This is a genomic window from Salinisphaera orenii subsp. orenii MK-B5, from assembly GCF_003788635.1.
Classification (GTDB): Bacteria; Pseudomonadota; Gammaproteobacteria; order Nevskiales; family Salinisphaeraceae; genus Salinisphaera; species Salinisphaera orenii.
Genome location: NZ_AYKH01000034.1, coordinates 70,739 through 83,835 on the forward strand (window position 1 = coordinate 70,739; position 13,097 = coordinate 83,835).

Consider the following 13,097-nt stretch of genomic DNA (forward strand, 5'->3'; position numbering starts at 1 on the left):
GTTCAGCCGCGCTCGGCGCGGGGGTCGTCCCCGGGCATCGGCAGGCTGGCGAGATGGAATTCGCGCAGCACCTTGATCGTCGGTCGCAGCATGAAGTTCACCGAGCCGATCACGAAGCACCAGATCGCGGCGGTCTCCAGACTCTTGTAGAAGAACAGGATCGAGCCGACCAGAAACATCAGCGCGGCGCAGAAATCATTGAGCGTGTAGAGTTTTTCGTAGATGCCGTAAACGCGGGCGTGCGTTGGGCTCGGATGCGCGCCCGGCCGGGTTTCGAAAGGTTTCATCGGCACTCCTTGGCGATCGTGTCGCGGCCATTGTAGGCGTGCGGTCACGTGAGCTGTCTTGGGTGAACCACGGAGTCGGCCGCCGCGGCGGCAGCGCGGGTCGTGGCCGGCGGCGACGGCAAGGGCCGGTGCGCGGGTTGTCCGCGTCGGCGAGCGCGCTGTGGCGATGGGCACGGCGCCTCGAAGTCGGCCGGTTCCGGTTCGGCGTCTGCCAGTCTGGCCGCCTTGCGCCTTTGTATCGGTGCAGCGGTGCCGTGGGGTCGGCGTCGTCGAACGGCTCTTGAGCACGCAAGTGTCAGCAGCAATACGACGAGAGGCAGCCCCGGGATCCGGATGCCGAGAGGCCCGGATTGTAGCGCGCTTCGCGCGCGCGACCGGCGCCGTAGAGCGATCGATGGACGACAGACGTCGGCCGGTGCGCTGCGCTTTCCCGCATCGCGGAGTGCGCGGAAGATGGGTACGGGTACCGCCAACCAGGGGCGGGGCAGTTCGGCAAACCGGGTGCTTGCCGAGAGCGGCAGAAGCGCGCATACCGCCGCGCGAGTGGCGCTCCCTACGAGAATCGAACTCGTGTTTCCGCCTTGAGAGGGCGGCGTCCTGGACCGCTAGACGAAGGGAGCGTCGCGGCGCGCGCCGCACAGTATAGCGTTGTTGCGTAATGTCTCAAGGGCTGGCGTGAACGCGCGCTTTCATTCCGGCCCGCCGCGTGATTCGACGAGCCCGTTGTAGCGGGCCACGAAGCGCCGATCGATGCGGTCCTTGATGCGCCACAGCCAGTAGCCCGCGGGCGCGATCGGCAGCCCGCGCGAGGCCACCGCGCGCCGGTCGCCGGTGCTGATCAGGGCCAGCGCGTGGCGTGGCGGGTCGAAGCGCCGCAGTCGGCGGCCTTGAACACTGCGGCGCAGATTGGCCGCGAGCACGCGCCCTTGGCGTACGGCGGTGACGCCGGCGCGCGGTGCCCCGGCCGGCGTGCTGGCGAGGTCGCCGCCGGCAAAGACCGTTTCGTGCGAGCTCGATCGCAGCGTCGCCGCGACCTGTACGAAGCCGTCGTCGTCGCGGCGCAGGCCGCTGCCGGCCAGCCACGCCGGCGCCTCGGCGCCGGCCGCCCAGATCACGCGCTCGGCGGCGATGCGGCGGCCGTCGGCGGTGACGAGCGCGCCGGGCGGCGTGTCGACGACCGTTTGCCCGGTGTGCACCGCCACCCCCGCGGCCGCCAGGGCTCGGATCAGATAACGCCGGACCGGCTGCGGGTGGTCGGTCAGCAGGGCCGGCGAACGGGTGAACAGCGCCAATCTCGGCGGTGCCGGTCGGTTCCGGCAGCGGTGGGCGAGCGCCAGCGCCAGTTCCACGCCGCCGGCGCCGCCGCCCACGATCGCCACCGGCGCGGCGCGGGTTTCGTGCGCCAGTGCGTCGACGGCCGCGAGCAGCGGCCCGGTCGGCTTGACCGCGATGGCGTGCGGCGCCGCCGCCGGCGGCCGGGGCGGCGCGCCGCTGTTCAGCGAGAGCCGGTCGTAGGCCAGCGTGCGGCCCCCGTCCAGCGTCAGCCGCGCGGCGTCCGCGTCGAGGCCGGCGGCGGCGGCGCGTATCCATCGGGCGCCGGCGTAGCGGGCCAGTCCGATCAGGTCGATCTCGATCTCGGTGCGGCGGTAGTGGCCGGCGATCCAGCCGGGCAGCATGCCGGAGTAGATCATGCGCGCCTGCGGCTCGACCAGGACGATCTCGAGGCCCGGCAGCGGCCGTTGGCCGAATGCCCGCAGCACTTCGACGTGGGCGTGGCCGCCGCCGACCAGCAGCAGCCGCTTCCGCGCTGTCGTCGTCATTGGCGGCCGGGCGGGGCGTTCATCGGAGTGCCGCCATGCCCTCGGTGCTCAGCCGCCAGAGGATCAGCACGGCATAGATCGTCACCAGGGCGATGCAGACCAGCGTGATCGTGCGCGGTCCCTTCTGTTCGGGCACCGGCTCGCCGCGCAGACGCCGCAGGCGGATGATGACCAGACGCACGGCGAGCCAGCCGACGAACGACAGGATCAGCAGGCCGAGGAGCAGCTTCATGTCGGCTCAGCCGCCGGACAGCGGCGCCGTCAGCCGCTCGACGAACAGCCCGGCGAGCCGGGGCTCGAGGCAGAGCGCGAATACGACGCCGAAGGCCGCTCCCCACAGATGCGCGCTGTGGTTGATGTGGTCGTGGCCGAAGCGGCCGGCATACAGGCCGTAGGCCGTGTAGAGGCCCGCGAACACGATTGCCGGCAGCGGAAAGAAGAAGACATAGATGGTCGACCACGGCGCGATCAGGATATAGACGAACAGCACCGCCGAGACCGCCCCCGAAGCGCCCAGGCTGCGGTATCGCGAATCGTGTCGGTGGGCCAGGTAGCTCGGCAGGATGGCGACCACGATCGCGGCGAGATAGAACAGCGCGTAGCCCGCCATGCCGATGTAGCGGGTGAAAAACCCCTCGATCGCGCGGCCGAAGAAGAACAGCGTGATCATGTTGAACAGCAGGTGCGGGGCGTCCGCGTGCACGAAGCCGTGGGTCAGCAGCCGCCAGGCCTCGCCGCGGTTGACCGCGGGCGGCCAGAACAGCAGGCGTTCGAGCTGGGTCCGGTTCTGGAACCCGGTCATGGACAGCGCGCAGGTCAGCGCGATCAGGGCAATCGTGATGGCCATGGGCGTTCTTCGGCTGGAAACGACGAACCACCGACGACGCCGGCGGCGCTCCGATTATACGGGCGCCGGCGTCGCCGGGTGTCTTGGTAGCGTCCTGGTTGGCGTCGAGAAGGCCGGCCGGTCCGTTCGCGCGCCGCCGCCGTGCGCCGGCCGCGCCGCGGTTCGCTTGGCCCCGGCGTAACCGGTGTCGCGGCCCCTGGCGTGCGCGCTAGCGCTTGACCGCAGAGTGCGCGCGCCCGGCCGCGCCGAGCATGATCTTGCCGATGCGCAGCCCCGCCTGGCCGGCGGTCTCGCCGCGGTGGAAATCCTCGTTGCGCGGGTCGAGCTCGTAGAGATGATGACCGCCGTGCGGCGAGGTGGTCACATAGTCCACGCGCTCGGCCTCCGGCACGTCGGCGCGCTTCTGCAGGCGATACAGCAGGTACACCGCCAGCAACAGCAGGAAGCCGGTGTTGGTGAAGAACAGGCCGTTCGGGCCCGCCCGGTCCATGACCGAGGCGGCCACCACTGGGCCGATGCAGCTGCCGATGCCGTAGGCCAGCAGCAGCGTCGTGCTCGCGGCCGTGATCTGATGCGTGGGCATCTGATCGTTGGTGATCGCCACCGCCACCGGGTAGAGCGCCGCCGCCAGCCCCATGTAGAGGCCGACCATGCCGATGAGGGCGTACGGATGCACCGTGCCCATGGCCGGAATGGCGATGCTCGCGCCGGCGGCCACGGCCAGCACACCGAACAACACCCGCCGGCGATTGAAGCGATCGCACATCCGCCCGACCGGCCAGGCCGCGACCATTGCGCCGATGATGGCGCTGGCCATGAACAGCGACACGCGGTCGGTGCTCAGGCCGACGCGGTCGGCGTAGACCGGCGCCATGGCGTAGAAGGCGCTGGTGAGCAGGCCGCCGATCAGGGAGCCGCTCACGCCCACGGGCGATATCTTGTAGAGCCGCTTCAGCGAGATGCGCTCGGCGTCCTCGGTCGCCGGTGCGTGCATGCGCGTCAGCGACAGCGGGATCACGGCGAGCGTGACCAGGATCGCGGCCAGCGTGTACGGCAGGGTCGAATCCGGCGAGCCGATGTTGATCAGCAGCTGTCCCGAGGCGGTCGAGAGGAAGAACACGACCTGATACACCGCGAACAGGCGCGCCCGGTTCTCGTTGGTCGCGCGGCTGGAGAACCAGCTTTCCATGACGATCATCAGCCCGGCCATGGCGAAGCCCGCCAGCCCGCGCAGCGCGGCCCAGAGGGGGGCGTTCACCGCCAGCGGATAGATCTGGATGCTGACCGCCAGCGTGGTCGCGAACACCGCGAAGGCGCGGATATGGCCCACACGCTCGACCACGCGTTCGGCGAAGACCGTGCCGCCGACGAAGCCGATCGAATAGCAGACCATGATCCAGCCGATCAGACTGGTGGAGAAGTTCTCCATGCTCAGTCGCAGGCCGAGCAGCGTCATCAGGAAGGCGTTGCCGGCGACCAGCAGCACGATGCTGGATATCAGGGCGATCAGGGACGTGGCCAGTTTCGTCATGGCGGAACTCGAAGAGCGGCGAAGAGGGCGTCGCCCGTCCGGGGCGGCGCTGGATTGTGGTTACGGTATCGGCGGCAGGCGCGAGACCCTGCCCCCGGGGCGTCATGCGCTTTCGACGTGCAGCCTCAGCTGTGGATGATCGAAGGCCACCCGACCGGCGATGGCCGCGACGGCCTCGATCGGCTGCCTGTAGACCCAGGCGGCGTCCTCGAGCGTCTCGCCGCCGGGCAGCTGCAGATGGTAGTACTGCGCCTCGCCCTTGTGGGGACAGTGCGTGCGTGTGGCCGAGGGATTGAGCCGGTCCGGGGCGATATCCGCGTGCGGCAGGTACCACCGCGTCGGATAGCCGCGTTCGTGCAGCGTGATCGCATCGCGCGAATCGGCCAGCAGCACCTCGCCCGCGGACACGCGAACCCGTACCGGGGCTGCCTCGAGATGGATGCGATCATCACGCTTCGCCGCCATGGCGCTGCTCCGGCCGGAGAATAGGGAACGCGCGAGCGCACACCGGTACGCGCGTACGCTAAGAATTGGTTGTCCACCACCGGTTTTCAAGACGCCACCGCGCGCTGTCATGAAAGTTTCTTGGCGTATCCGCGCGCGGTGGCCGCGGGCCGGGCCGGCGCTGCTAATCTGACGCCCTTTGGGGCGGCGGCCGATAGGGCCGGAACGACAGGAGCAGCGCATGGATTTCTTCTACAACCGGGCCGAAGATGTCGTCGACGAGGTCCTCGACGGCTGGAGCCGGCTGGCGCCGACCGCGCGCAGCGCGCGCGCCTCGGGCGTGCGCGTGATCGTCGATCGCGACTGGTCGCGCGATCACGTGGCCGTGCTCTCCGGCGGCGGCGCGGGCCACGAGCCCGCGCATGCGGGCTTCGTCGGTCGCGGCATGCTCGCCGCGGCCATCGCCGGCGATCTGTTCACCTCGCCGAGCGTGGCGGCGGTGCTCGCCGGCATCCGCGCGACCTGCGGGCCCGCGGGCTGCCTGCTGGTCATCAAGAACTACACCGGCGACCGGCTCAATTTCGGCCTGGCCGCCGAGCGTGCCCGCCGCGAGGGCTATCGGGTGCGCTCGGTTATCGTGGCGGACGATATCGCGCTGGCCGGCACCGACCAGCCGCGGGGGCTCGCCGGCACCGTGCTCGTGCACAAGATCGCGGGGCACGTGGCTGCCGACGGGGCCGATCTGGACACCGTGGCCGACACCGCCCAGCGCGTCTGCGACGGCCTGTGTTCGATCGGCCTCGCCCTGTCCAGCGCCACGCTGCCCGGGCATGCCATCGATCCGCGCGCGCCGGAGCTCGGTCTGGGCATCCACAACGAACCGGGCGTCTCCGCGGTCGCGCCGAGGAATGCGGCCGAGGCCATGGCGCTCGCGCTCGAGCCGCTGCTCGCGGCCGCCGACGCCCGTTTCGGTGCGGACGTACCGACGGTGGTGCTGCTCAACAACCTGGGCAGCTGCTCCACTCAGGAGATGGGCGTGCTGCTCGACACGCTGCTGAGCCGACTGCCGGCGGCGCGCGTGGCCCGCCTGATCACCCCCGCACCGGTGATGACGTCGCTGAACATGCACGGTTTCTCGGTCACGCTGCTGCCCGCCCACGACGACTTCATCGAGGCGCTGGCCTCGCCGGTCGCGGCCATCGGCTGGCCCGGCATGCATATCCCGCATGCGGTCGAGACCTTCGAGCCCGAACTCGACACGCGGGAACCGGCACGGACCGGGCGTCGCGATGCGGCACGTGAAGATGCGATCCGCGCCGTGGTCGATGCCCTGATCGACGCTCGCGACGAGCTGGATGCCCTGGATGCGAAGACCGGCGACGGCGACACCGGCGCGACGTTCGCCGCCGGCGCCCGGGCGGTCGCGGCCGCGCTGGACGCGGGCGCACTGGCCAGCGGTGACGACGCCGGTCTCGCCGAAGGCATCGGCGATATCCTCGCCCGCGACATGGGCGGCTCCGCCGGCGTGCTGCTGTCGATCCTGGCGACGGCGACCGGCGCCGGCCTGAACGAGGGCCGTGACTGGACCGCGGCGCTGGCTGTCGGGGTCGAGCGCATGCGCCACTACGGCGGTGCCGCGCCGGGCGATCGCACCTTGCTGGATGCGCTGATGCCGGCCATCGAGGCTCTCGCCGACAACGGCGATCTGACCGCCGCCGCGGCGGCCGCGCGCGCCGGCGCCGATGCCACCGCGAGGATGACCGTGGCCCATGCCGGGCGTGCCGCCCAGGTGCGCGCCGACGCCCTGACCGGCGTGACCGATCCGGGCGCCGAGGCGATTGCCCTCGTATTCGAGGCGATTGCCCCGAGCTAGACGCAACGACTGTTGCGCCAAGTGGGACAGTTGTTGCGGCCGGGCGTCGCGATGCAACAGCTGTCGCGCTGCACGGCGTTCGGGCAGCGATTCGTTCCGCTTAATAAATATCAATAAATTCATTAAGATATTTGATTTTATTGTGCCGGTTTCGTGTCTCTTGATGTAATCCGCAAGCTGGCATGTGCCTTGCTCCTGTCTCTGCTGAATACAAGGCGGCCATCGTGAGTTGCCACGAATAACAAGGCGTACGAGGAGATTCCTTCAGCCCCACCGGTTTCGCTGCATCTGCGATGGCTGCTGGTAAGCCATGTCGCGCTCTTCCTCGCTCGTCTCATGTTTTGGATTGCAGCAAACAGGAGCGCACGACGTGAACGATTCCGATATCTGTCAGAACTACATCGGCGGCGCGTTCGCGGCCGCCGGCGGCGAGACGATTGCCGTCGAGAACCCGGCGACCCAGACGACCCTCGGTCATATCCCGGACAGCGACGTGGCGACGGTCAATCGCGCTGTCGCCGCGGCGCGCGCGGCCCAGCCCGCCTGGGAAAAGCTTCCGGCCATCGAACGCGCGGGTTACCTGCGCCAGATCAGCGCCAGGTTGCGCGAACGCGTGGCCGAGTTCGCCGACCTCATAGTGCGCGAGCAGGGCAAGGTTCGCGCGCTTGCCGAAGTGGAGGTGAACTTCACCGCCGACTACATCGACTACATGGCCGAATGGGCGCGGCGTATCGAGGGCGAGGTGATCGAAAGTGACCGTGCCGGCGAGAGCATCTTCCTTCTGCGCAAGCCGGTCGGGGTGGTTGCCGGGATCCTGCCGTGGAACTTCCCGTTCTTTCTGATCGCGCGCAAGATGGCGCCGGCGCTGGTGACCGGCAACACGGTGGTCATCAAACCCAGCGAGGAAACGCCGCTCAACGCCTACGCGTTCGCCCGGCTCGTCGCCGAAACCGGTCTGCCGGCCGGCGTGTTCAATCTCGTGGGCGGCCGCGGCGCGAGCACGGGCGATTCCATGTGTTCGCATCCCGACGTGGGGCTGATCACTTTCACCGGCAGCGTGGCCACGGGCTCCCGCATCATGGCCACGGCCGCGAAAAACCTCACCCGGGTGAATCTGGAACTGGGCGGCAAGGCGCCGGCGATCGTGCTGGCCGACGCCGATCTCGATCTGGCGGCGAAAGCCATCTGCGATTCGCGCACGATCAACACCGGCCAGGTCTGCAACTGCGCCGAGCGAATCTACGTGGAGAAAAGCGTCGCCGAGCCGTTGGCCGAGAAGATCGCCGCTCATCTGAAGGCCACACGCTATGGCGATCCATCGGCCGAGAATGAGCTCGACATGGGCCCGCTCATCAACAAGGCCGGGCTGGACAAGGTCGTGTCCATGGTCGAGCAGGCCAAGGCCGACGGCGCAACCGTGGTTACCGGTGGTAGCGCGTCCGATCTGGGCCAGGGCTATCACTACCTGCCGACGCTGCTCACCGACTGCCGCGCCGACATGTCGATCATGCGTGACGAGATCTTCGGCCCGGTGCTGCCCATGCAGACCGTGGATTCGTTGGATGAGGCGATCGCGCTCGCCAACGACTCCGACTACGGCCTGACGTCGTCGATCTACACCACGAACATCAACGCTGCGATGCAGGCCGTGCACGCCCTGCAGTACGGCGAGACCTATATCAACCGCGAAAACTTCGAGGCCATGCAGGGCTTTCATGCCGGCCGGCGCAAGTCGGGCATCGGCGGCGCCGACGGCAAGCACGGCCTCTACGAGTTCATGGAGACGCATGTCGTCTACATGCAGCACGGCTAATCGGACCGAGGAGAACCATCCCAATGAAAATAAACAGATCCACCGCAACTTTCGCCTGGCGGCGGCGAGCCATCGTCGCGCTGGCGCTGGCCGCTCTCTGGCAACCGGCCCTGTTCGCCGAAACCGGCGGCGGGGAGCGGCCGCCGGCCGATGTCGACGGCCAGCGCATCATCAACGCCGATGACGAACCCGGTAACTGGATGAGCACCGGGCGTACCTACGACGAGCAGCGCTATAGCCCGCTCGACGACATCGACGCGGAGAACGTCGGCGAACTGGGTCTGGCCTGGCAGTACAAGCTGGACGTCGACCGCGGCGTCGAGGCCACCCCCATCGTGGTGGATGGTGTGATGTACACCACCGGGGCCTACAGCATTGTTTATGCCTTCGACGCGGCGTCGGGCGAATTGCTCTGGAAGCATGATCCCAAGGTCGATCGCACCCAGGCCGCCAACTTCTGCTGCGGCGTAATCAATCGCGGCGTGGCCGTGTGGAAGGGCAAGGTATTTCTCGGCACGCTCGACGGGCGCATGGTCGCCATCGACGCAGAGACCGGCGACGAGGCCTGGTCGGTCGATACCATCATCGATCACGATCGCAGCTACGGCATCACCGGCGCTCCGCGCATCGTCAAGGACAAGGTGATCATCGGCAACAGCGGCGCCGAATTCGGCGTGCGCGGCTATATCACCGCCTACGACACCGAAACAGGCGACCAGGCATGGCGGTTCTTCACCGTGCCGGGTGATCCGGCCGAGCCGCAGGAAAACGAAGCACTCGAGATGGCGGCCAAGACCTGGCACGGCGACGCCTGGATCGAACAGGGCGGCGGCGGCACCGCCTGGGATTCCATGGCCTACGATCCGGATCTGAACCTGCTCTATGTCGGCGTTGGCAACGGCTCGATGTGGAACTACAAGGCGCGCTCGGATGCCAAGGGCGACAACCTGTTCCTGTCGTCAATCGTCGCGATCAACCCGGACAACGGCGAGTATGTCTGGCATTACCAGACCACGCCGGGTGACGCCTGGGACTTCACTGCCACCCAGCATATGATCCTGGCTGATCTGGAGATCAACGGTGAACAGCGTGATGTGATCATGCAGGCGCCTAAGAACGGCTTTTTCTACGTACTTGATCGCGAGACGGGCAAGATCATTTCGGCCGAGAACTATGTGCCCGTCAACTGGGCCGAGAAGATCGATCTCGAAACCGGCCGGCCGGTGTTCACCGATCACGCCAAGTATTGGGAGCAAGATGAACCGGTGCTGGTCAAGCCGGGTTTCTGGGGCGGCCATAACTGGCATCCGATGTCCTACAACCCGAACAGCGGGCTGGTCTACATTCCCAAGCACGAGTTCGAAGTCACCTACAAGGATGTGAGCGATCCGGAATGGACGTCGCAGAAGGGCTTCTATCAGCTCGGCACCGAGGCCGCGGCCATGTCCGACGACGCCGAGGAGATGCAGGCCTGGGCGGATCGCTGGACCGGCGGACTGCTCGCCTGGGATCCGGTCAAGCAGGAGAAAGTGTGGGAAGTGCCCCACAAGACCATCTTCAATGGCGGCACGCTATCGACCGCGGGTAATCTCGTGTTTCAGGGTACGGCCGACGGGCGAGTCGTCGCCTATCGGGCAACCGATGGCGAGAAGCTCTGGGAATCGCCGGCCAACAGCGGCGTCATGGCCGGTCCGGTGACCTACATGGCGGATGGCCAGCAGCACGTCACCTTCATGGTCGGCTGGGGTGGCGCGTTCTCGACGTTCGCCGGTGGCCAGTCCAAGAACGCTGGCGTGCGGCCCTATGCCCAGGTGCTCACCTTCAAGGTCGGCGGCGACGAGACACTCGCCGAGCCGGATTTCCCGCCACTGGCCAAGCCGGAACCGCCCGAACAAACGGCGAGCGCCGCGGATATCAAGGCCGGCAAGGATCTCATGAACGCAAACTGCAGCCAGTGTCACGGCATGAATGCGGCCAGCGGCGATGTCACCCCGGATCTGCGTCGGCTCTCGGCCGAGACCCACGAGCAGTTTGCGGCCATCGTCATGGGCGCGCGTCTGAACAAGGGTATGCCGTCTTATGCGGGCGTCCTGGATCCCGAGGAAATCGAAAAGATACACGCTTACGTGATCAAGCGCGCCAACGACCTGCTCGACGAGAACTACGGCGGCGAGCCGGCCAGCAACTGAGCCCTTCCGCCGGCCCGTATTTGAGCCGCGTCCTGTGACGCGGCTCTTTTTTTGCGCCGCGCTTACGGTTCAGTGGCGGTATTTGGGGGCGACGATATCGAGCCGCGCCATGCGCCGATAGATCGTCGATCGCGCTACGCCGAGTTCACGCGCGACTTGGGTGACGTTCCACTGGCAGCGCCTGAGTCGCGCGATCAGCGGTGCATGCGATGAATCGGGTTCGGCATCGGCCGGCCCGGGCGAAACGGAGGATGTTGCCGTGCCCGGCGCGTTGGCCGCAGTATCCCGAGCGCTATTCGGCAGATCGTTGGCGGTGATGCCGTGTTCGTCGGCCAGTGCCAACGCAAAGCGCAGCACGTTACGCAGCTCGCGGATATTGCCCGGCCAGTCGTGGGTGTGCAGCACGGCTCGGGCTTCGGCCGTGATCGATGCGGGCGCGGCCAGCGCCCGGGCTTCGGTGACGATCACACGATCGATCAGCCAGTCGAGATCGGTTCTCTCGCGCAGTGCCGGCAGGGTCAGCGTGCCCCCGGCCAGGCGATAATAGAGATCCGCGCGGAACGTGCCGGCAGCGATTCGCGCTTCGATATCGCGATGGGTCGCAGTGATCACGCGGACATCGAGTGCGATCGGCGTGTCGCTTCCCAGCGGCAGAACCTCGCGCTCGGCAAGCACGCGCAGCAGCCGCGTCTGAAGATCGAGCGGCATGTCGCCGATTTCGTCGAGAAAGAGCGTGCCGCCGTCGGCTTGTACGAACCGACCGGTCATGCCGTCGCGGCGCGCGCCGGTGAATGTGCCGGCGGCATAGCCGAACAACTCGCTTTCGATCAGCGACTCCGGCAGCGCGGCACAGTTGATCGCGACGAACGGCTGGTTGGCGCGCGGGCTGGTGGCGTGTATGGCACGGGCTAGCACTTCCTTGCCACAGCCGGTTTCACCCTGGACCAGCAGGTCGATGGGTTTAGCCGCGAGCCGGCGCGCTTGATCGGTCAGGGCCATCATCCTCGGATCGTCGCCCGCCATGGTGTGTAGCGCGTCGGCGCGATGCGATGCGATCGGTACCCGTGTCGCGGCGGCGCGGGCACGGCGTGGCTGTGTCAGCGCAGCGTGGAAATCGGCATCGTGCCAGGTCGTCAGCCGGCCGAGGCTTTCGGCCTGGCGTAATGCATGCACGCGATCGCGGCCGTCGCGAAAGAGGGCGCCGATGCCGTGGCCCACGACGCCGCGTTCGGCGTGCGGATCGAAGAGTCGGCGCGCGCCGGTATTGGCACCCACGACGCACCCGTCGTCGTCCAGCGCGAGCATCAGATCGGCGTGATGGTCGACTAAAGCCGCCGAACGGCTCAGGCGCAGCAGCCAGCGATCGCGAAAATGATGGCCGAAATAGCTGTCTTCGATCAGGCGTGCATAGAGTGAGGTCAGATGGCGCGCGAGGTGTTGGCTGTCCCGTGCACCCGGCATGGAAAGTGCCGAGATATCCAGCACCGCGGCCACGCGACCTTGTGGATCGCGCAGCGGCGCTGCGGTGCAGCTCAGGTCCAGGTTGCCGGCGTAAAAGTGATCGTCGCGGTGACAGGTCAGCGTGCGTTGTTCGGCAATACAGGTGCCGATGCCGTTGGTGCCGACGGCGGCCTCGTTCCAGACCGTGCCGGTGCGAAGCCCGGCTGTAGCGAATGGGGAATCGGCGCGGGTGTCGCCCAAGCATTCGAGAGTTGCGCCCTGGGAATCGGCGAGCATGGTGATGTAGCCCAGTGGCGCGATGTGCGGATACAGCTGGTGCATGCCGGCCCGAGCGACGTCGAGATAATGGCCCACTCGTTCGCGTCGCTCGCGCAATTGGGCCGCATCCAGCTCCGGAATGCCCGGATTGCGCCCGGGGGCCAACCCGTGGTCGCCTGCACAGCGCAGCCACGACTGCTGTATCAGTCGCTCGCCCTGTTCCTGCGCGACGGCCTGCCCGGTATCGAGCACCCGGCGGATGATTTGGCTGTGAGGCTGGGTCATGGTGGCTTGTATTTCTGCCGTGAGGGTCTGCACCGTGTTGTACTATTCCGGCTGCCGGGCGCCGCTGCAAGCCACGGTTGATGTTGTGAGTCGGCTTGGCAGCCCGTTCCGCGCGATCCAGCGTCCTAGCGCAATGTGATCTTCCATGCCTGTCTGGGGTAATGCTTACGTCAGTCCAGCCTTGCGTACTTAAATGATGCCGCATTGGACGCGACTGTCGGGAGGCGCGCACATCAACTCGCTTCAAGCTTTCGTTCGACGCAACCGAGCCGGGCCTGGTCGAAGAACA

The 13,097-nt window shown here is 67.4% G+C and carries 10 protein-coding genes and 1 tRNA gene; 3 read left to right on the plus strand and 8 right to left on the minus strand.

The window, feature by feature from the left end; genetic code table 11:
- Positions 1-2: 2 nt before the first annotated feature.
- The 7 genes from SAOR_RS12490 to SAOR_RS12520 form a co-directional block, all read right to left on the minus strand.
- Complete coding sequence (locus SAOR_RS12490; protein ID WP_123631726.1) at positions 3-287, minus strand: YrhK family protein; 285 nt, start codon at positions 285-287, stop codon at positions 3-5.
- 544 nt (positions 288-831) lie between these two features.
- A tRNA-Glu gene (locus tag SAOR_RS12495) sits at positions 832-907 on the minus strand.
- Between the two features lie 69 nt (positions 908-976).
- Entirely contained in the window at positions 977-2,107 is a 1,131-nt protein-coding gene (locus SAOR_RS12500) for an FAD-dependent oxidoreductase (protein ID WP_123631727.1), read from the minus strand.
- A 19-nt stretch (positions 2,108-2,126) separates the two neighbouring features.
- Positions 2,127-2,339 (minus strand): hypothetical protein, encoded by a 213-nt coding sequence (locus tag SAOR_RS12505; protein WP_123590000.1) that lies wholly within the window; start codon positions 2,337-2,339, stop codon positions 2,127-2,129.
- A gap of 6 nt (positions 2,340-2,345) precedes the next feature.
- On the minus strand, positions 2,346-2,954 hold the full coding sequence (locus tag SAOR_RS12510) for a rhomboid family intramembrane serine protease (protein ID WP_123590001.1): 609 nt from the start codon (positions 2,952-2,954) through the stop codon (positions 2,346-2,348).
- A gap of 208 nt (positions 2,955-3,162) precedes the next feature.
- Positions 3,163-4,485 (minus strand): MFS transporter, encoded by a 1,323-nt coding sequence (locus SAOR_RS12515; protein ID WP_123631728.1) that lies wholly within the window; start codon positions 4,483-4,485, stop codon positions 3,163-3,165.
- 102 nt (positions 4,486-4,587) lie between these two features.
- Positions 4,588-4,950: a DUF427 domain-containing protein gene (locus SAOR_RS12520; protein ID WP_123631729.1), complete on the minus strand. Its 363-nt coding sequence runs from the start codon at positions 4,948-4,950 to the stop codon at positions 4,588-4,590.
- A 220-nt stretch (positions 4,951-5,170) separates the two neighbouring features.
- Between SAOR_RS12520 and SAOR_RS12525 the strand changes: the two genes are divergently transcribed.
- From SAOR_RS12525 to SAOR_RS12535, 3 genes are all read left to right on the plus strand, one after another.
- Positions 5,171-6,802: a dihydroxyacetone kinase subunit DhaK gene (locus SAOR_RS12525; protein WP_123631730.1), complete on the plus strand. Its 1,632-nt coding sequence runs from the start codon at positions 5,171-5,173 to the stop codon at positions 6,800-6,802.
- A 370-nt stretch (positions 6,803-7,172) separates the two neighbouring features.
- The gene (gene aldA, locus SAOR_RS12530) at positions 7,173-8,615 is read left to right on the plus strand and encodes an aldehyde dehydrogenase (RefSeq protein WP_123631731.1); all 1,443 of its coding nucleotides are present in this window, start codon (positions 7,173-7,175) and stop codon (positions 8,613-8,615) included.
- A 23-nt stretch (positions 8,616-8,638) separates the two neighbouring features.
- On the plus strand, positions 8,639-10,804 hold the full coding sequence (locus tag SAOR_RS12535) for a PQQ-dependent dehydrogenase, methanol/ethanol family (protein WP_123631732.1): 2,166 nt from the start codon (positions 8,639-8,641) through the stop codon (positions 10,802-10,804).
- A gap of 69 nt (positions 10,805-10,873) precedes the next feature.
- On the opposite strand, the gene SAOR_RS12540 is transcribed toward SAOR_RS12535, so the two are convergent.
- Entirely contained in the window at positions 10,874-12,808 is a 1,935-nt protein-coding gene (locus SAOR_RS12540) for a sigma-54-dependent Fis family transcriptional regulator (RefSeq protein ID WP_123631733.1), read from the minus strand.
- Between the last annotated feature and the right edge of the window lie 289 nt (positions 12,809-13,097).

Coding starts and splice junctions, on each gene's coding strand:
- SAOR_RS12490 (WP_123631726.1), bottom strand. CDS start 287: ATGAAACCTTTCGAAACCCGGCCGGGCGCGCATCCGAGCCCAACGCAC.
- SAOR_RS12500 (WP_123631727.1), bottom strand. CDS start 2,107: ATGACGACGACAGCGCGGAAGCGGCTGCTGCTGGTCGGCGGCGGCCAC.
- SAOR_RS12505 (WP_123590000.1), bottom strand. CDS start 2,339: ATGAAGCTGCTCCTCGGCCTGCTGATCCTGTCGTTCGTCGGCTGGCTC.
- SAOR_RS12510 (WP_123590001.1), bottom strand. CDS start 2,954: ATGGCCATCACGATTGCCCTGATCGCGCTGACCTGCGCGCTGTCCATG.
- SAOR_RS12515 (WP_123631728.1), bottom strand. CDS start 4,485: ATGACGAAACTGGCCACGTCCCTGATCGCCCTGATATCCAGCATCGTG.
- SAOR_RS12520 (WP_123631729.1), bottom strand. CDS start 4,950: ATGGCGGCGAAGCGTGATGATCGCATCCATCTCGAGGCAGCCCCGGTA.
- SAOR_RS12525 (WP_123631730.1), top strand. CDS start 5,171: ATGGATTTCTTCTACAACCGGGCCGAAGATGTCGTCGACGAGGTCCTC.
- SAOR_RS12535 (WP_123631732.1), top strand. CDS start 8,639: ATGAAAATAAACAGATCCACCGCAACTTTCGCCTGGCGGCGGCGAGCC.
- SAOR_RS12540 (WP_123631733.1), bottom strand. CDS start 12,808: ATGACCCAGCCTCACAGCCAAATCATCCGCCGGGTGCTCGATACCGGG.